At 67.7% G+C, this 16,126-nt stretch carries 18 protein-coding genes and 1 tRNA gene; 14 read left to right on the forward strand and 5 right to left on the reverse strand.

Features of this window, described 5'->3' with window-relative positions:
- The first annotated feature begins 86 nt into the window (after positions 1 to 86).
- The 3 genes from JKL49_RS20220 (at position 87) to ptsN (ending at position 2,023) form a co-directional block, all read left to right on the forward strand.
- Positions 87 to 713, forward strand: coding sequence for an exopolysaccharide biosynthesis protein (locus tag JKL49_RS20220; RefSeq protein WP_215343249.1), 627 nt, complete (start codon positions 87 to 89; stop codon positions 711 to 713).
- 31 nt (positions 714 to 744) lie between these two features.
- A complete protein-coding gene (gene hpf, locus JKL49_RS20225; RefSeq protein WP_215343250.1) occupies positions 745 to 1,395 on the forward strand; it encodes a ribosome hibernation-promoting factor, HPF/YfiA family in 651 nt (216 codons plus the stop codon).
- A 163-nt stretch (positions 1,396 to 1,558) separates the two neighbouring features.
- Positions 1,559 to 2,023, forward strand: a complete 465-nt coding sequence (gene ptsN / locus JKL49_RS20230; protein ID WP_215343251.1) for a PTS IIA-like nitrogen regulatory protein PtsN — start codon at positions 1,559 to 1,561, stop codon at positions 2,021 to 2,023.
- A gap of 181 nt (positions 2,024 to 2,204) precedes the next feature.
- Here the strand turns inward: ptsN and JKL49_RS20235 are convergent, their stop codons facing one another.
- From JKL49_RS20235 to JKL49_RS20255, 5 genes are all read right to left on the reverse strand, one after another.
- Positions 2,205 to 2,459 carry a DUF1150 family protein gene (locus JKL49_RS20235; protein WP_215343252.1) on the reverse strand — a complete coding sequence of 85 codons (255 nt, stop codon included), beginning with the start codon at positions 2,457 to 2,459 and terminating at the stop codon, positions 2,205 to 2,207.
- 44 nt (positions 2,460 to 2,503) lie between these two features.
- Positions 2,504 to 2,923: an Hsp20 family protein gene (locus JKL49_RS20240; RefSeq protein ID WP_215343253.1), complete on the reverse strand. Its 420-nt coding sequence runs from the start codon at positions 2,921 to 2,923 to the stop codon at positions 2,504 to 2,506.
- 275 nt (positions 2,924 to 3,198) lie between these two features.
- A complete protein-coding gene (locus JKL49_RS20245; protein ID WP_215343254.1) occupies positions 3,199 to 3,783 on the reverse strand; it encodes a pyridoxamine 5'-phosphate oxidase family protein in 585 nt (194 codons plus the stop codon).
- A gap of 278 nt (positions 3,784 to 4,061) precedes the next feature.
- Positions 4,062 to 4,137 (reverse strand) — tRNA-Ala (locus JKL49_RS20250).
- Positions 4,138 to 4,264: 127 nt separating this feature from the next.
- On the reverse strand, positions 4,265 to 4,744 hold the full coding sequence (locus JKL49_RS20255) for a TIGR02300 family protein (RefSeq protein WP_215343255.1): 480 nt from the start codon (positions 4,742 to 4,744) through the stop codon (positions 4,265 to 4,267).
- 117 nt (positions 4,745 to 4,861) lie between these two features.
- On the opposite strand from JKL49_RS20255, the gene aroA reads away from it, so the two are divergent.
- The 11 genes from aroA (at position 4,862) to JKL49_RS20310 (ending at position 16,079) form a co-directional block, all read left to right on the forward strand.
- Positions 4,862 to 6,184, forward strand: a complete 1,323-nt coding sequence (gene aroA, locus JKL49_RS20260; protein ID WP_215343256.1) for a 3-phosphoshikimate 1-carboxyvinyltransferase — start codon at positions 4,862 to 4,864, stop codon at positions 6,182 to 6,184.
- Positions 6,185 to 6,374: 190 nt separating this feature from the next.
- The gene (gene cmk / locus JKL49_RS20265) at positions 6,375 to 7,025 is read left to right on the forward strand and encodes a (d)CMP kinase (protein ID WP_215343257.1); all 651 of its coding nucleotides are present in this window, start codon (positions 6,375 to 6,377) and stop codon (positions 7,023 to 7,025) included.
- A gap of 121 nt (positions 7,026 to 7,146) precedes the next feature.
- A complete protein-coding gene (gene rpsA, locus JKL49_RS20270) occupies positions 7,147 to 8,913 on the forward strand; it encodes a 30S ribosomal protein S1 (protein WP_347340432.1) in 1,767 nt (588 codons plus the stop codon).
- 292 nt (positions 8,914 to 9,205) lie between these two features.
- On the forward strand, positions 9,206 to 9,490 hold the full coding sequence (locus JKL49_RS20275; protein WP_215343259.1) for an integration host factor subunit beta: 285 nt from the start codon (positions 9,206 to 9,208) through the stop codon (positions 9,488 to 9,490).
- A 7-nt stretch (positions 9,491 to 9,497) separates the two neighbouring features.
- Positions 9,498 to 9,920 carry a large-conductance mechanosensitive channel protein MscL gene (mscL, locus tag JKL49_RS20280; protein WP_215343260.1) on the forward strand — a complete coding sequence of 141 codons (423 nt, stop codon included), beginning with the start codon at positions 9,498 to 9,500 and terminating at the stop codon, positions 9,918 to 9,920.
- A gap of 31 nt (positions 9,921 to 9,951) precedes the next feature.
- The gene (locus JKL49_RS20285; protein ID WP_215343261.1) at positions 9,952 to 10,596 is read left to right on the forward strand and encodes a phosphoribosylanthranilate isomerase; all 645 of its coding nucleotides are present in this window, start codon (positions 9,952 to 9,954) and stop codon (positions 10,594 to 10,596) included.
- A gap of 42 nt (positions 10,597 to 10,638) precedes the next feature.
- Entirely contained in the window at positions 10,639 to 11,862 is a 1,224-nt protein-coding gene (gene trpB, locus JKL49_RS20290) for a tryptophan synthase subunit beta (protein WP_215343262.1), read from the forward strand.
- A complete protein-coding gene (trpA, locus tag JKL49_RS20295) occupies positions 11,859 to 12,692 on the forward strand; it encodes a tryptophan synthase subunit alpha (protein WP_215343263.1) in 834 nt (277 codons plus the stop codon). Before trpB ends, trpA begins: the two co-directional genes overlap by 4 nt.
- A gap of 7 nt (positions 12,693 to 12,699) precedes the next feature.
- Entirely contained in the window at positions 12,700 to 13,626 is a 927-nt protein-coding gene (accD, locus tag JKL49_RS20300; RefSeq protein ID WP_215343264.1) for an acetyl-CoA carboxylase, carboxyltransferase subunit beta, read from the forward strand.
- 75 nt (positions 13,627 to 13,701) lie between these two features.
- On the forward strand, positions 13,702 to 15,018 hold the full coding sequence (locus JKL49_RS20305; protein WP_215343265.1) for a bifunctional folylpolyglutamate synthase/dihydrofolate synthase: 1,317 nt from the start codon (positions 13,702 to 13,704) through the stop codon (positions 15,016 to 15,018).
- A gap of 200 nt (positions 15,019 to 15,218) precedes the next feature.
- Positions 15,219 to 16,079, forward strand: coding sequence for a hypothetical protein (locus JKL49_RS20310; protein ID WP_215343266.1), 861 nt, complete (start codon positions 15,219 to 15,221; stop codon positions 16,077 to 16,079).
- Positions 16,080 to 16,126: the final 47 nt, after the last annotated feature.

The following is a 16,126-nucleotide window of genomic DNA, read 5'->3' on the forward strand; positions in this document are numbered from 1 at the left end:
CCGAAAACCGGCGCCGCTGTAAAGCACGCGACCGATTTGCACGTCACGCGTTGCGCCCTCGCCCCCGCCCTCCGATATGAGACCCCATGCCTGACCGAGCGTTTCCGCGACACCTCAGCCTCTCGGCCCATATCCGCGCCCTGGGCCAGCAGGCGGCGGAAAAGGTCACCCTGGGGGAGATCATCGACAGCTTCGGCCGCCGGGCCTTCGGCGCCCTGATGTTCGTGCTGGCCATCCCCAACCTGCTGCCGCTGCCGCCGGGCTCCACCACCCTCCTGGGGGCGCCCCTGCTGCTGATCTCGCCGCAGATGGTGATCGGCTTCCAGACCCTGTGGCTGCCGAGATTCATCGACGACCGGGAGATGAGCCGGGCCGACCTCGCCCGCGTGTTCGACCGGCTGCTGCCCTGGCTGGAGCGCATCGAGCAGGTTTCCCGGCCACGGCTGGTGTTCATGTTCGGCCCCATCGGCGACCGGCTGATCGGGCTGATCTGCACCCTGCTGTCCTTCGTGCTGATCCTGCCCATCCCGCTGGGCAATATGCTGCCGGCCCTGACCATCGCGGTGCTGGCCTTTTCCATGGTCCAGAGGGACGGCCTGCTGGCGCTGCTGGGCTACGGCCTGGCGGCGGTTTCGGGGGCGGTGCTGTTGCTCAGCGCCGGCGTCGTGATGGCCGCCGTACACCATCTCGTGGGTTGGGTTGCAGGCGCTTGACACCTTCGCCGGGGCGGCGCGTTCATAGGGGATGCAAGTCTTAGTATCCGGCAAGCATGTCGCCGTTGGGGAGGCCCTGCGTGAGCGGGTCACCGACGAAATCACCGGTTCTATCGGCAAGTACTTCGACCGTGGCGGCGCTGCGGACGTGGTCGTCAGCCGAGAGGGCCATTCCTTCAGAGTCGACTGCGCGTTGAAACTGGCCACTGGCCAGGCGCTGCAAAGTCACGGTCTGGGCGCCGACGCCCACGGCGCCTTCGATGTGGCGCTGGCCAAGATCGAGACGCGGGTCCGACGATACAAGCGGAGGCTGAAGAGCCATTCCACCGCGGCCTCGGCGCGCGCCGCCGAGACCGCCGCCTACTTCATCATCCAGTCCCCCGAGGGTGACGACGAGGACGACGGCTGGGACCTCGGCGACGAGGGCCAAACGTCGCACGACACCCACGTCCTGCCCTCGGCGATGGTCATCGCGGAAACGGAAAAGGACATCAGGACGATGACCGTTTCCATGGCGGTCATGGACCTGGACTTGACGGAATCGCAGACAATCGTCTTTAGGAACGCCGCTCACGGTGGTTTGTCCGTGGTGTACCGCCGGCCCGATGGAAATATCGGCTGGATCGACCCCGAACGCACGAAATCGCTGAACGGGAACGGAGCGAACGGAACCCCGGCCTAGAGCCCTTGTTAAGGGCTCTGGTTTTTGGAGGTGGAGCGTGACGGGCGCCTGAACCGGCTTCCACGTCACGCTGTCACGCTCCGAGCTGGGTCTTCTCCGGCACGGTCCGTGCGATCTGGCTTTGCACGGGCCGGTTCGGTTTTGTTTTGGGCGTCACGATACCATGTTGATCGGTGAGATTCTGGAACGCGCGGCCATCGCGCCGCGGGTCAGCGCGCCCAACAAGCGCCAGGTGCTGGCGTTGGTCGCCGAGATCGCCGCGCGGCAGTTCAGCCTGGACGCCGGCTTGATCCTCGACGCCCTGGCAGAGCGGGAGGCCGCCGGCTCCACGGGCGTCGGCCACGGCGTCGCCGTGCCCCATGCCCGGCTGGACGGCCTGCAGCGCATGCGCGCGGTGTTCGTGCGCCTGGACCACCCGGTGGCCTTCGACTCCGTCGACGACCAGCCGGTGGACCTGATCTTCGCCCTGTTCGCCCCGCCCAACGCCTCGACCGAACACCTGCGGACGCTGGCGCGAGTGTCGCGGCTGCTGCGCCAGGCCGACCTGCGCGAGCAACTGCGCCAGGCCCGCACGCCGGACGCGATCCATGCGCTGCTGGTGCAGGAAGCAAGGTCGAGCGCGGCTTAGCCGTGAGGGTCCTTCTCCTCTTGCGGGAGAAGGTGGCCGGTCAGCGACCGGTCGGATGAGGGGTCGCACGTCCCTCTCCGCAACCCATGAAACGCCCTAACCCGATAGGCCTATCGACCCCTCATCCGACCCTGCTCCGCAGGGCCACCTTCTCCCGCAAGGGGAGAAGGAACCCATTGTCTTAATGAACCGAGACCGGGGCCAGTTCGTGGGCCAGGGCGGCGGCGACGGCGGAGTCCTTGTCGGTCATCACCGCCAGGCGTTCGCCGTCGGCGCGGTGGACCGCGTAGAGGGTCTGGTCGGGATCGAGCTTGAAGCCCTCGATCTGCGCGGCCGGGGTCGAGGCGAGAATTTCGGCGGCCTTGATCGGCCGGACATAGACGAGATCGGGGCCGCCGAGGGCGGCAAAGGCTTCCGTCGTAAGATTGGGTGTCATCAGACCACCTCCTTGAAAGGCAACGCGTACACTGGCCGCTGGGTTCAGCCGGCCGTTTGGATAGGTATCTTCTTGATGAGCTTGTCGGGCTCGGGGCGGTCCACATCGATGTGCAACAGGCCGTGCTCCAGCAGGGCTCCGACGACCTCGACACGTTCGGCCAGGACGAAGGCGCGGATGAAGCCGCGGGCGGCGATACCGCGGTGCAGATAGGCGTCCTCGGCCTTGCCGGCGTCGTCGCGCTTGCCGGCCACCACCAGCTGGCGGTCCTCCAGGGTCACCTGCAGGGTGTCAGGCGTGAAGCCCGCTACCGCGAGCGTGATCCGCAGGCCGCCACCTGCCCGCTCTTCCACATTGTACGGCGGATAGCTCTCGGCGGCGGCCTTGGCGGCACGCTCGATGAGGCTGCGCGTGTGCTCGAACCCGAGCAGGAAGGGTGAGTCGAAGACGATCGACCGGGTCATCAGAGTCCTCGCAAATAAGCGACTCTCCGGCTACCGCCCTAAATCGGCACGGCGGCCGGATGACTCAGAAGATGGGGCGGGGACGCGGGGCTTTCAATGGTGGCGGGTGTCTGCGTTCTCCCTCCCCTGATCGTCATGGCCGGGCTTGTCCCGGCCACCCATGATCTCCGTTGCTCAGTAGGAATCTGTGGCGGCGCCGTGCGACCTGCGGTGACGCGGAGATCATGGGTCCCCGGGACAAGCCCGGGGATGACGATTTTTTTGTGGTGGGCTTCTCAAACCCGCCGCGGCGGGACCACGTCGGCGAACATGGGGTGGGCTTTCCAGTCGGCCTCGACCACGGGCTTGTCGGCCTCGGGGGCGTACACGGACGGGGCGGTGACGCTCAGGGTGGGGATGTAGCGCGGGCAGTTGGGGAAGATGTCGCGGGGGGTCACCCGGATCAGCAGCTGGGCGCCGGGGATTTGCGCCAGCAGCGGGTCGTCGGCCAGGACCTGGGCGGTCCCATTGACCCGCAGGCGCTGGGGCCGCTCGCCCACCGAGAGGAACAGCAGGCCGACATTGGGATTGGCGGTCAGGTTGCCGAGGCTGCGGAACATGCCGTTGCCGTCATAGTCGGGGAAGATCAGCGTGTCGGGCGCGATGACCCGGGCGAAACCTGGCGGGCCACCCTTGAAGGAGCAGTCGGGGCGGCCGTCCGCGTCGGCGGTGGCCAGGAAGAAGAAGCTCTGCTCGCCGATGAAGGCTGAGTCGCGGTCGGTGAAGGCGTCGTGGCGCAGGGTCTCGTCGAGGCGGTCAGCCAGGGCGCGGCTGCCGAAGGCGTCCTGCAGGACCCGCTGGCCCTCGTGGTACATCGACATGGGTGGGTTCCTCCGATGACGTGAGGATAGCATCAGAAGGGCCGCGACTTGGAAGTCGGCAGTCACCCCACAACCGCTCATCCCGGCGAAGGCCGGGAGCCAGATTCATCCGGAGCGGTTCGAGATAGTTCCTGGCTGCTTGAGGGCCGAATGCGGTGGGAATGGGTTTCACCTGGGTCCCGGCCTTCGCCGGGATGAGCGGAGTTGGGGTTTCCGCTCTTTGCACCTAACAACGACCCCAAATGGAAACGGCCGCTTCCGGTGGGAAGCGGCCGCTATGGTGGAGCTTAGCGGAGTCGAACCGCTGACCTCTTGCATGCCATGCAAGCGCTCTACCAGCTGAGCTAAAGCCCCGAGGTCTCGGGTTTCTCCGGAGGCGGCTGAAAGGCCCTCCCCGAAGAGGCGCGGAACCTAGTCTGACAGTTCGTCGCGATCAAGCCCGCCTGCAAAGGAAATTTGCAGGCGGCTTGCCGCAGTCAGATTAGCGGTCCTCGGCGTCGCCCTCGCCGGGCAGACCCTCGATTTCGGTGTCGTCGAAGTCGTCTTCCTCGTCTTCCAGGAAGGGCACGTCGTCGGTGTCCTCCTCGAGGTCTTCCTCGTCCTCGGAGAAGCCGGCGAGCTCGTCCTCGGGCGCGGCGCCCGGGTCGGCGTCGTCGTCATCATCGTCGTCGCCGGGGATGATGGGGGCGTCGACGACTTCGTCGAGTTCCGGGGTGACGACTTCTTCTTCTTCCTCGTCGTCATCGGCCTCCGACTTGCCGCGGACCTGGGCTTCGCCGTCCTCTTCGACCTCATGGTCGGTGGGGGCGACGCGCGAACGGCTGCGACGGCTGCGGACAGCCTCGTCGGGGTCGAACTCGGTGGCGCATTTCGGGCAGTGGGCGGGACGACGGGTGAGGTCGTAGAACTTCGCTTGGCAGTTCGGACAGATCTGCTTTGCGCCCAGTTCGGGATTGGCCAAGGGCTAAGCCTCTAAGGGGTTCGAATGAAGCCGGGTCCCTTGCCACGCGCCAGCGCCGCTGTCAAAAGCAAACCCCCTCGTGACAACAGCAAGGCCTTAAGGAGGCTTGGCATTCCCATGACGTCGGCAGGACTGACCGCGAAACGCGGCGGCCCGCTGCGGGGCCGCGTGCGCGCCCCGGGCGACAAGTCGATTTCCCATCGCGCGCTGATCTTCGGAGCGCTGGCGACCGGAACGACAGACATCGAGGGCCTACTCGAAGGCGATGACGTGCTGCGCACGGCCCAGGCCATGCGGGCCTTTGGCGCGACCGTGACCCATCTGGCGCCCGGCGCCTGGCGCGTGGAGGGCCAGGGCGGCTTCTCCGAGCCCGACGACGTCATCGACTGCGGCAACGCCGGGACCGGCGTGCGGCTGATCATGGGGGCGGCGGCGGGGTTCCCGATGGCCGCGACCTTCACCGGCGACGCCTCCCTGCGCGGGCGGCCGATGAACCGGGTGATGAAGCCGCTCCGCGAGATGGGGGCGACGTTTGCTGGCCGGACCGGCGGGCGGCTGCCCCTGACCCTGGTTGGGGGGGCGCTCAAGCGCATCGACTACCGCCTGCCTGAGCCCTCGGCCCAGGTGAAGTCGGCGGTGCTGCTGGCCGGCCTGCATGCCGACGGCGGGGCCGGCGTCATCGAGCCCGAGGCGACGCGCGACCACACCGAGCGGATGCTGCGGGCCTTCGGCGCGGTGATCCACGTGGAGGACCGCGATGGCGAGCGCCATATCGACCTGCCGGGCGGCCAGAGTCTGACCGGGACCAAGATCATTGTCCCCGGCGACCCGTCCTCGGCGGCCTTCCCCCTGGTGGCGGCCCTGATCACTCCGGGCTCGGAGGTGACGGTGGAAGGCGTGCTGCTCAACGTGCTGCGCACCGGCCTGTTCACGACCTTGCAGGAGATGGGGGCGGATCTCGTGATCTCGAACCTGCGCGATGAGGGCGGGGAACCGGTGGGGGACGTCACCGCGCGGCACTCGGCCATGCGCGGCGTCGACGTGCCGGCAAGCCGCGCGCCCTCGATGATCGACGAGTATCCGATCCTGGCGGTGGCCGCGGCCTTCGCCGATGGCCCCACCCACATGCGCGGCATCGGCGAGATGCGGGTCAAGGAGAGCGACCGCATCGCCCTGATGGCGGCGGGGCTGAGCGCCTGCGGCATCGGGGTCGAGGAGGAGCCGGAGGGGCTGATTGTGGTGGGGGCGGCGCGGGGCAACCATCCGGCGGCGGGCGGGGCCAGCGTGGTCACCAAGGGTGACCACCGGATCGCCATGTCGCACCTGGTGATGGGCCTGGCCTCCAACGACGCGGTCAGCGTCGACGAGCCGGGGATGATCGCCACCAGCTTCCCGGGGTTCGTGGAGATGATGCGCGGGCTTGGGGGGGCGTTGGCGTGAGGGGCGAGGTGGCCTCCAATTCTTTTTCGTCATGGCCGGGCTTGTCCCGGCCACCCATGATCTCCGACGTGCAGCAAGGTGATGTGGCGGCGCCGGTGCGATCTGTGGCGAGGCGGAGATCATGGGTCCCCGGGACAAGCCCGGGGATGACGATCGTTAGGGGGCAGGTAAAATTGCGCGGGATAGTCTCTTGAAACCGCCCTTCATCATCACCGTCGACGGGCCCGCGGCCTCGGGCAAGGGGACGATCGCCAATCGGCTGGGGGCGCTCTATGGCGTGCCGGTGCTGGATTCGGGGTTGCTGTACCGGGCCGTCGGCGTGCTGACGGCGCGGGCGGGCAAGGACCTGGACTCAGAGCAGGACGCCGGCGCCGTGGCCATGACGCTGACGGCCGCCATGCTGGACGATCCGGCGTTCCGGACCCGCGAGGCCGGCGAGTGCGCCAGCCGGGTGGCGGTGCACTCGGCCGTCCGCCTGGCCCTGCGCGAGCTGCAGCTGGCCTTCGCGCGGCAGCCGGACGGCGCGGTGCTGGACGGGCGCGACATGGGGACGGTGATCTGCCCGACCGCGCCGGCCAAGCTCTATGTGACCGCGAGCCCGGAGGTGCGCGCCGAGCGGCGCTGGAAGCAGCTGGTGGGGCAGGGCGAGCAGGTGGCGCTGGCCGACATCCTCGACGACATCCGCAAGCGCGACGAACGCGATGGCGGCCGCGCCGACAGCCCCATGGTGGCCGCCGCCGACGCCGTCTTGCTGGATACCACTGAAATGACTATAGAGCAGGCCACCGATGCGGCCCGCCGCACGGTCGAGGCGGCGCGAGCCCGGTGGGAAACTTCCTGACGGGCAATCCAAACGTTCCTTTCCCTCGATGGCTGCGGGCGAAATTCACCGCGCTGGGGCCCGCCCCGACGCCTTCGGTTTGCAACCCTTAACCCGACGCCGGGACTCCGAACGCTGATGCGTGTCGGACGACACTTCCGTTTCACGGACGGCGTCATCTGAAAGACGAAAGAATATTATGGCTGACGATATGAGCCTGTCTCCTTCCCGCGACGACTTCTCCGCCCTGCTGGACGAGTCCATGGGCGGCCGCGACTTCATGGAAGGCGTGGTGGTCAAGGGGATCGTGGTCGGGATCGAGAAGGATTTCGCGATCATCGACGTGGGTCTGAAGACCGAGGGCCGCGTGTCCCTGAAGGAATTCAACCAGGAAGGCGATGATCCCGCCCCCATCGTGGTGGGTTCCACCGTCGAGGTCTTCCTCGAGCGCGTCGAGAACGCCATGGGCGAAGCGGTCATCAGCCGCGACAAGGCCCGCCGCGAAGAGGCCTGGACCCGTCTGGAAGGCGTCTACGAGAAGAACGAACCGGTGATGGGCTCCATCGTCGGCCGCGTGAAGGGCGGCTTCACCGTCGACCTCGGCGGCGCCTCGGCCTTCCTGCCCGGTTCGCAGGTCGACATCCGCCCCGTGCGCGACGTCGGCCCGCTGATGGGCAAGGAACAGCCCTTCGCCATCCTCAAGATGGACCGTCCGCGCGGCAACATCGTCGTCTCGCGTCGCGCGATCCTCGAGGAAGCCCGCGCCGAACAGCGCACCGAGCTGGTCTCCCAGCTGCAAGAGGGCGAGATCCGCGAAGGCGTGGTCAAGAACATCACCGACTACGGCGCCTTCGTGGACCTGGGCGGCATCGATGGCCTGCTGCACGTCACCGACATGAGCTGGAAGCGCGTCAATCACCCCAGCCAGGTCCTGGCCGTGGGCGACACCGTCAAGGTTCAGATCGTCAAGATCAACCCCGACACCCAGCGCATCAGCCTCGGCATGAAGCAGCTGCAGTCCGATCCGTGGGACGGCGTCGAAGCCAAGTATCCCGTCGGCGCGAAGTTCACCGGCCGGATCACCAACATCACCGACTACGGCGCCTTCGTGGAGCTGGAAGCCGGGGTCGAGGGCCTGGTCCACGTGTCGGAAATGTCCTGGACCAAGAAGAACGTCCACCCGGGCAAGATCGTCTCCACCTCTCAGGAAGTGGAAGTCGTGGTGCTCGACGTTGATCCGTCGAAGCGTCGTGTCTCGCTGGGCCTCAAGCAGGCCATGGACAATCCTTGGGACGCGTTCGTCGCGGCGCACCCGGTCGGTTCGACCGTGGAGGGCGAAGTCAAGAACGCCACCGAGTTTGGCCTGTTCATCGGTCTCGAGAACGACATCGACGGCATGGTCCACCTCTCGGACCTCGACTGGACGGCCTCGGGCGAAGAAGCCATCGCCAAGTATCACAAGGGCGAAATGGTCAAGGCCCGCGTGCTGGACGTCGACGTCGAGAAGGAACGCATCTCGCTCGGCATCAAGCAACTGGCCGGCGATCCCATGGTGGGCGACTTCTTCCGCAAGGGTCAGACCATCACCGTCACGGTGACGGAAGTCACCACCGGCGGCATCGAAGTCCGCTTCGGTGAGGACGACGCCCCGATGAGCGCCTTCGTGCGCAAGTCGGACCTCTCCCGCGACCGCGCCGACCAGCGCCCGGAACGCTTCGCCGTGGGTGACCGCGTCGACGCCCAGGTGACCAACGTCGACAAGGCCGCCCGTCGGGTGGGTCTGTCGATCAAGGCCCTGGAAATGGCCGAGGAAAAGGAAGCCATCGAGCAGTTCGGCTCGTCGGACTCCGGCGCCTCGCTGGGCGACATCCTGGGCGCCGCCCTGCGTGAGAAGGCCAAGAACGACTAATCGTTCTGCCGGATCGAAGATGAATTGAGAGCGGCGGATCGGGAAACCGGTCCGCCGTTTTCTTTTTCGCAAACCGCACTATCCTGGGTAGACCGTCGCCACCTTCCCCGCTGCGTCGGGTGACCGACAGATACCGCCAATACGCCAGCCAACCCTTCCGCGGCCCCGATTTGGGACAAGTCGGCCCAAGCTTTCGGCGAAGATTATCGTCACCGGGCCGTAAACCCTTTTCCTGCCTTGAACATCCTCAGGGACTCGACCATGTTCCGCAGCCGAACGACCGGAAGAAGGCATGATCAAGTCTGAGCTGATCGCCAAACTCGCTGAGGAAAACCCGCACCTCACCCAGCGCGATATCGAGCGCGTGGTGGGCGTGATCCTTGAGCGCATGATCCAGGCCCTGGAGAACGGCGGCCGGGTGGAACTGCGTGGCTTCGGCGCGCTGTCCGTCCGCTCGCGCGACGCCCGGGCCGGACGCAATCCGCGCACCGGCGAGGCCGTCGAGGTCCGCGCCAAGCACGTGCCGTTCTTCAAGAGCGGCAAGGAACTGCGCGAACGGCTCAACGCCGACGAATAGGCGTCCCATGAGCATCTTCAGTGAATTCCGCGAGTTCATCGCCCGCGGCAATGTGATCGACCTGGCCGTCGGCGTCATCGTCGGCGCGGCGTTCAACGATATCGTCAAGAGCCTGGTGGACCAGGTGGTGATGCCGCCGATCGGCCTGCTGCTGAGCGGGGTGGACTTCTCGCACCTGGAGCTGGTGCTCAAGCCCGACAATCCGCTGACCAAGGCCAACGAACTGGTGGCCATCCAGTACGGCGCCTTCCTCAACACCATGATCAAGTTCACCATCGTGGCCTGGGTGGTGTTCCTGATCGTCAAGGGCGTGAACACCATCCGCCGCCGCGACGAGGCCGCCGCGCCGTCCGAGAAACCCGCGCCGCCGCCGCAGGAAGCCCTGCTGATCGAGATCCGCGATCTGCTGAAGACCCAGGCCAAGTCTTGAATTCCGTGGGCCGATAGCCCTTATCCGCTCCATGCCCGTCCCCACCAAGATCTGCGGCCTGTCCACGCCCGAGACGGTGAGCGCCGCCGTGGCCGGCGGGGTCAGCCACATCGGCTTCATGTTCTTCGACAAGAGCCCGCGCAATATCACGCCGGACGCCGCCGCCCGGCTGACGGCGCAGGCGCGGACCAAGAACATCAAGATCGTGGCGGTGACCGTCGATCCGGACGACGAGCTGGTGGACCGTCTGACAGCCATCCTCAAGCCGGACCTGTTCCAGCTGCACGGCGCCGAGACCCCGGCCCGCGCACGGGCCATCGCCGCGCGCAGCGGGGCCGGCATCATCAAGGCGCTGTCGATCTCGACGGCCCACGACCTGTCGGCCGCCAAGGCCTATGAGGCGTCGACCGACCACCTGATGTTCGACGCCAAGGCGCCGCAGGACTCCGAGCTGCCGGGCGGCAACGGCGCGCGGTTCGACTGGACCCTGATGATGGGCCACCGGTTCCAGCGGCCCTGGTTCCTGGCCGGCGGTCTGGATCCCTGGAACGTCGTCGAGGCGGTGCGGCTGTCGGGCGCGCCCATGGTGGACGTTTCCTCTGGCGTGGAGCGCGGTCCCGGCCTAAAGGACCCGGCCTTGATCACGGCGTTTCTTGAAGCCGTACGCCGCGCCTGAACGTATTGCCTGAGCCCCGATCCCGAGCCGAGTGATAGTGACGTGAACGCGCCCACCGCCAAACCCAACGACTATGCCGCCTATCCCGACGCCAATGGGCGGTTCGGGGACTATGGCGGACGTTATGTCCCCGAGACCCTGATGCCTCTGGTCCACGAGCTGGACGCCGCCTATCGCGCCGCCAAGGCCGACCCGGCCTTCCAGGCCGAGCTGGCCGGGCTGATGACCCACTATGTGGGCCGGCCAAGCCCGCTCTATCTCGCCGAGCGGCTGACGGCGCATTTCGGCGGCGCGAAGATCTATCTGAAGCGCGAGGAGCTGAACCACACCGGCTCCCACAAGATCAACAACTGCATCGGCCAGATCCTGTTGGCCCAGCGGATGGGCAAGACCCGGATCATCGCCGAGACCGGGGCCGGCCAGCACGGCGTGGCCTCGGCCACGGTCTGCGCCAAGTACGGCCTGCCCTGCGTGGTCTATATGGGCGCTGTGGACGTGGAGCGGCAGAAGCCCAACGTCTTCCGCATGAACCTGCTGGGCGCCCGGGTCGAGGCGGTGACCTCCGGGTCCGCGACGCTCAAGGACGCCATGAACGAGGCCCTGCGCGACTGGGTCACCAACGTCCACGACACCTATTACCTGATCGGCACCGCGGCGGGCATGCATCCCTATCCGGAGATGGTCCGCGACTTCCAGTCGGTGATCGGCCGCGAGACCAAGGCCCAGGTGATGGAGGCCGAGGGCCGCCTGCCCGACGCCGTGGTCGCCTGCGTCGGCGGCGGGTCCAACGCCATCGGCATGTTCCACCCCTTCCTCAACGACGAGACCGTCAAGCTGATCGGGGTCGAGGCGGCGGGCGAGGGCATGGAGACCGGCCGTCACGCCGCGGCCATCAACGGCGGCCGCCCGGGCGTCCTGCACGGCAACATGACCTATCTGCTGCAGGATCCCGAGGGCCAGATCACCGAGGCCCACTCGATTTCCGCCGGCCTCGACTATCCGGGCATCGGGCCCGAGCACTCCTGGCTGCACGACGTCGGCCGCGCCACCTATCTCACCGCCACCGACCTGGAGAGCCTCGAGGCCTTCAAGCTGCTGGCGCAGCTCGAGGGCATCCTGCCGGCCATCGAGAGCGCGCACGCCATCGCCCGGCTGGGCGACGTGGCCCGCGATGTCGGCAAGGACGGCATCGTGGTGCTGAACCTGTCGGGCCGCGGCGACAAGGACGTGGCCACCGTCGCCGCCCACCTGGGGATGGCGATTTGACCAAGGCCCGCATCGACGCGCGTTTCGCCGCCCTGAAGGCGGAGAATCGCGCCGCCTTCGTGACCTACATCATGGCCGGCGATCCCGATTATGACCGCGGCCTAGAAATCCTGAAGGGTCTGCCCGCCGCCGGCGCCGACCTGATCGAGGTGGGCTTCCCGTTCTCCGATCCCATGGCCGAGGGCCCGACGATCCAGCGCGCCGCCCTGCGCGCCCTGGAAAACGGCATGACGCTGTCCAAGACCCTGGCCATGATCGCCGAGTTCCGCCAGGGCGACCAGACCACGCCGATCATCCTGATGGGCTACGCCAATCCGCTGATCAATCGCGGCTTTGCGGCCTTCGCCCAGGACGCGGCGGCGGCCGGGGCCGACGGACTGATCGTGGTGGATATCCCGCCGGAGGAGGCTGACCCCTTAGCCGACGCCCTCGACGCCGAGGGGATGTCCCTGCTGCTGCTCTCGACCCCCACCAGCGACGATGCGCGCCTGAAGGTGATCGCGCGGCGCACCTCGGGCTTTGCCTACTATGTCTCGGTGGCGGGTGTGACCGGGGTGAAGGAAGCCGATGCGGCGGCCGTGGCGCCCCATGTGGCGCGCGTGCGGGCGGCCGGCGGCCTGCCGGTCTGCGTCGGTTTCGGCATCAAGACGCCCGAGCGCGCCGAAGCGGTGGCGCGGGTGGCCGACGGCGTGGTGGTGGGTTCAGCCCTCGTTGATGAAATCGCCGCAGGCTTGGCAATGAACGAAACCGTGACCACGCGGGTTCTTTCCAAAGTAGAATCCTTGGCTAAGGCTGTGCGCTTCGCGCGAGTCGCTAGCCCGACGGTGTAGATCCCACATGGCGATGGCTGAGCACAGAAACGACAAGAAGCCCCCGAGCGTTCCGACGCCGCGGGAGCGGGGCGGATGGCTGGCCAAGATCGCGCCGGGCGTGCGCAACCTGGTGGCCAAGCGCGAGACCCCGGAGAATCTCTGGGTCAAATGCCCCGATACCGGCGAGATGATCTATCGCTCGGACCTGGAGGCGGCCCTGTGGGTCACCCCGTCGGGCAACCACATGCGGATCGGCGCCAAGCAGCGCCTGGCCTACACCTTCGACGAGGGCGTCTATGAGCGCATCGCCTCGCCGACCGTGGTGGAAGATCCGCTGAAATTCCCCGACGACCGCTCCTATCCCGACCGCCTGAAGTCGGCCCGCAAGGCCACCGGCGAGCAGGACGCGATGGTCATCGCCCATGGGCAGATCAAGGGCCAAGCGGCCGTGGTGGTGGTGCAGGACTTCGCCTTCATGGGCGGATCGCTGGGCATGGCGGCGGGCGAGGCCTTCATCAAGGCCGCCCAGGAAGCGGTGCGCCGTCAGGTTCCCTTCGTGATCTTCACCGCCTCGGGCGGCGCCCGCATGCAGGAGGGGACGCTGTCCCTGATGCAGATGGCGCGCACGACGGTGGCGCTGAACGAGGTCAAGGACGCCGGCCTGCCCTATATCGTGGTGATGACCGACCCCACCAGCGGCGGGGTGACCGCCTCCTACGCCATGCTCGGCGACATCCATCTGGCCGAACCCAACGCCATGATCGCCTTCGCCGGCCGCCGCGTGATCGAGCAGTCGATCCGCGAGACCCTGCCCCCAGGCTTCCAGCGCGCCGAGTTCCTGGTGGAGCGCGGCATGGTGGACCGGGTGGTGCCCCGCAGCGAGATGACCACCGTGCTGGGCTCGCTCCTCAAGACCCTCATGATGGGACGCTCAGCTTCAAAAGCCGCCTAGCTCACAATCGGCGGGTCGCGGGCGGTCTTCTTCAACCCGCCGCAGTCCCTTCCAGCCCTCTCCAGGCCACGCCCCATGTATGATGAGATCCGCGCCTTCGACGCGATGATCGCGCGGCTGCGCGACGAGTTTCCGTCCCTGATCGACCTGTCCACCGGGCGCGTCCTGCGCCTGCTCGACGCCATGGGCCGGCCGCAGGATCACCTGCCGCCGGTGATCCATGTGGCCGGCACCAACGGCAAGGGCTCCACGACAGCCTATCTGCGGGCCATCGCCGAGGCCGCGGGCCTGAAGGTTCATGTGCTGACCTCGCCGCACCTGGTGCGCTTCGCCGAGCGCATCCGCATCGCCGGTGAGCTGATCGGCGAGGCGCAGCTACGCGAGCTGATCGACTCCTCCGTCGCCATCAACGCCGGCGGCGAGATCAGCTTCAATGAGATCATGTCGGCCATGACCCTGAAGGCCTTCGCCGAGACGCCGGCTGACCTCTGCGTCATCGAGGTGGGCCTGGGGGGCCGGTTCGACTGCACCAATGTCTTCGACGCGCCCGCCGTCTGCATCATCACCCCGGTGGACTATGATCACCTGGAGATGCTGGGCCCGGAGCTCACCAAGATCGCCTGGGAGAAGGCCGGGATCATCAAGCAGGGCCGCCCGGTGATCGTCGCCCGCCAGATGGAGGAAGGCTTCGAGGTCATCGAACGCGAGGCGCAGAGCCTGAACGCGCCGATGCTGGCCATGGGCCGCGACATCGACGCCTGGGAGGAGAACGGCCGCATGCTGGTCCAGACGCCTGACCGGCTGCTGGATTTGCCGATGCCGGCCCTCTACGGCCCGCACCAGGTGGGCAATGCGGCCCTCGCCGTCATGGCCATGCTGACCTGGGGCGATCCGCGCATCGACGAGGCGGCGCTGGCCAAGGGCGTGGCGGGCGCGGTGTGGCCGGCGCGCTTCCAGCGCCTCACCGTCGGACCGCTGGGCGCGGCGGCGGTGGCGCGCGGCGCCGACCTGTGGCTGGACGGGGCGCACAATCCCCACGGCGGCCGGGCGCTGGCCGACACCGTGGACCGCCTGGCCCGCGACGGGCGGCCGGTGACCCTGGTGGTGGCGCAATACGCCCGCAAGGACTCGGTGGGCTTCTTTGAGCCGCTCAAGCGGCTGGGCGCGCGGGTGATCGCCACGACGTTTGAGTCGACGACGGCGTTGAGCCCTGAGGACCTGGCGGCGGCGGCGGCGACGGCAGGGCTTGTCGCCGAGACCGCGCCGGACGTGACGACGGCCACGACCATGGCCCTTGAGGTCGAGGGTCCGGCGCCGCACGTGATCATCTGCGGCGGCCTCCACTTCGCCGGGGAAGTCCTGGCGCTCAGCCCCGAGACCTGGCCGACCTAGGCCCACCCACGACCGTCATCCTCGGGCTTGTCCCGAGGATCCATAAACGCCGTGGTTCAGATGTTCCTCTGCGGCGACGGTCTCGCCCTCTATGGCAAGACGGAGATCATGGATCCTCGGGACAAGCCCGAGGATGACGAGCAATAGGTTGCACAGCCCCGCTCTCTTGTTCTAGTTTTGTTCTGAACGGGAGAAGCCCCATGTCCGACGTCCTCGACCGCGCGCGCGACTTCCTGCTGCGCAATGGCCGGCTGCTGGAGCGGCGGCTGTTCGAGCATCATTTCGAGGGGGCCTCGGCCGAACCGGTGGTTCGGGCGCTGGCGGCCTATCAGGGCCGCGACGGCGGGTTCGGCTCGGCCCTGGAGCCGGACAAGCGCGATCCGCACAGCCAGCCGGTGGACGTGCAGATCGCGTTTGAGATCCTCGATGCGGTGGACGCCTTCGACCCGCTGCTGGCGGGCCGCGCCTGCGACTGGCTGGCCAGTATCGCCACGGCTGACGGGGGCCTGCCCTTCGCCCTGCCCAGCGTCAACGCCGCGCCCCACGCGGCCTGGTGGGCGGTGGAGGGGCAAACCCCACCGGCCGACATCAACCCCACCGCCGCGATCGTCGGGCTCCTGCTGAAACATGGGATCGACCATCCGTGGGTGGCCAAGGGCGAGGCCTATTGCTGGTCGGTGGTGGAGGGCTCGCAGACGGAGAAGTTCCACGACCTGATGCCGATGATCGGCTTTCTGGAGCATACGGCGGACCGGGCTCGCGCCGAGACGGCGCTGGCCGGGCTGGCGGCGCGCATTCCAGGGCTGGTGGAGCTGGACGTCGACGCCGTCGGCTATGTGAAGAAGCCGCTGGACTGGGCGCCGTCACCCTTGAGCTTCTGCCACCAGCTGTTCCCGAAGGCGGTGCTGGGCCATCACCTGGCGGCGCTGGAGGCGCGGCAGGCGCAGGACGGCGGCTGGCCGATCAGCTGGGAGACGGTAGGGCCGGGCCCGCAGCTGGAATACCGCGGCGTGGTGACCGTGGCGGCGCTGCGGACGCTGCAGGCCTACGGGGCGCTGTAGGGTCCTTCTCCCCTTGCTGACGGTGTCAGCGAAGCTGACGGATGAGG

Origin of the sequence: Phenylobacterium glaciei, from assembly GCF_016772415.1 — a bacterium.
Classification (GTDB): domain Bacteria; phylum Pseudomonadota; class Alphaproteobacteria; order Caulobacterales; family Caulobacteraceae; genus Phenylobacterium; species Phenylobacterium glaciei.

Coding starts and splice junctions, on each gene's coding strand:
- JKL49_RS20235 (WP_215343252.1), bottom strand. CDS start 2,459: ATGACACCCAATCTTACGACGGAAGCCTTTGCCGCCCTCGGCGGCCCC.
- mscL (WP_215343260.1), top strand. CDS start 9,498: ATGAGCATCTTCAGTGAATTCCGCGAGTTCATCGCCCGCGGCAATGTG.
- JKL49_RS20285 (WP_215343261.1), top strand. CDS start 9,952: ATGCCCGTCCCCACCAAGATCTGCGGCCTGTCCACGCCCGAGACGGTG.
- hpf (WP_215343250.1), top strand. CDS start 745: ATGCAAGTCTTAGTATCCGGCAAGCATGTCGCCGTTGGGGAGGCCCTG.
- JKL49_RS20310 (WP_215343266.1), top strand. CDS start 15,219: ATGTCCGACGTCCTCGACCGCGCGCGCGACTTCCTGCTGCGCAATGGC.
- JKL49_RS20305 (WP_215343265.1), top strand. CDS start 13,702: ATGTATGATGAGATCCGCGCCTTCGACGCGATGATCGCGCGGCTGCGC.
- JKL49_RS20240 (WP_215343253.1), bottom strand. CDS start 2,923: ATGACCCGGTCGATCGTCTTCGACTCACCCTTCCTGCTCGGGTTCGAG.
- JKL49_RS20220 (WP_215343249.1), top strand. CDS start 87: ATGCCTGACCGAGCGTTTCCGCGACACCTCAGCCTCTCGGCCCATATC.
- JKL49_RS20245 (WP_215343254.1), bottom strand. CDS start 3,783: ATGTCGATGTACCACGAGGGCCAGCGGGTCCTGCAGGACGCCTTCGGC.
- JKL49_RS20275 (WP_215343259.1), top strand. CDS start 9,206: ATGATCAAGTCTGAGCTGATCGCCAAACTCGCTGAGGAAAACCCGCAC.
- ptsN (WP_215343251.1), top strand. CDS start 1,559: ATGTTGATCGGTGAGATTCTGGAACGCGCGGCCATCGCGCCGCGGGTC.
- aroA (WP_215343256.1), top strand. CDS start 4,862: ATGACGTCGGCAGGACTGACCGCGAAACGCGGCGGCCCGCTGCGGGGC.
- accD (WP_215343264.1), top strand. CDS start 12,700: ATGGCGATGGCTGAGCACAGAAACGACAAGAAGCCCCCGAGCGTTCCG.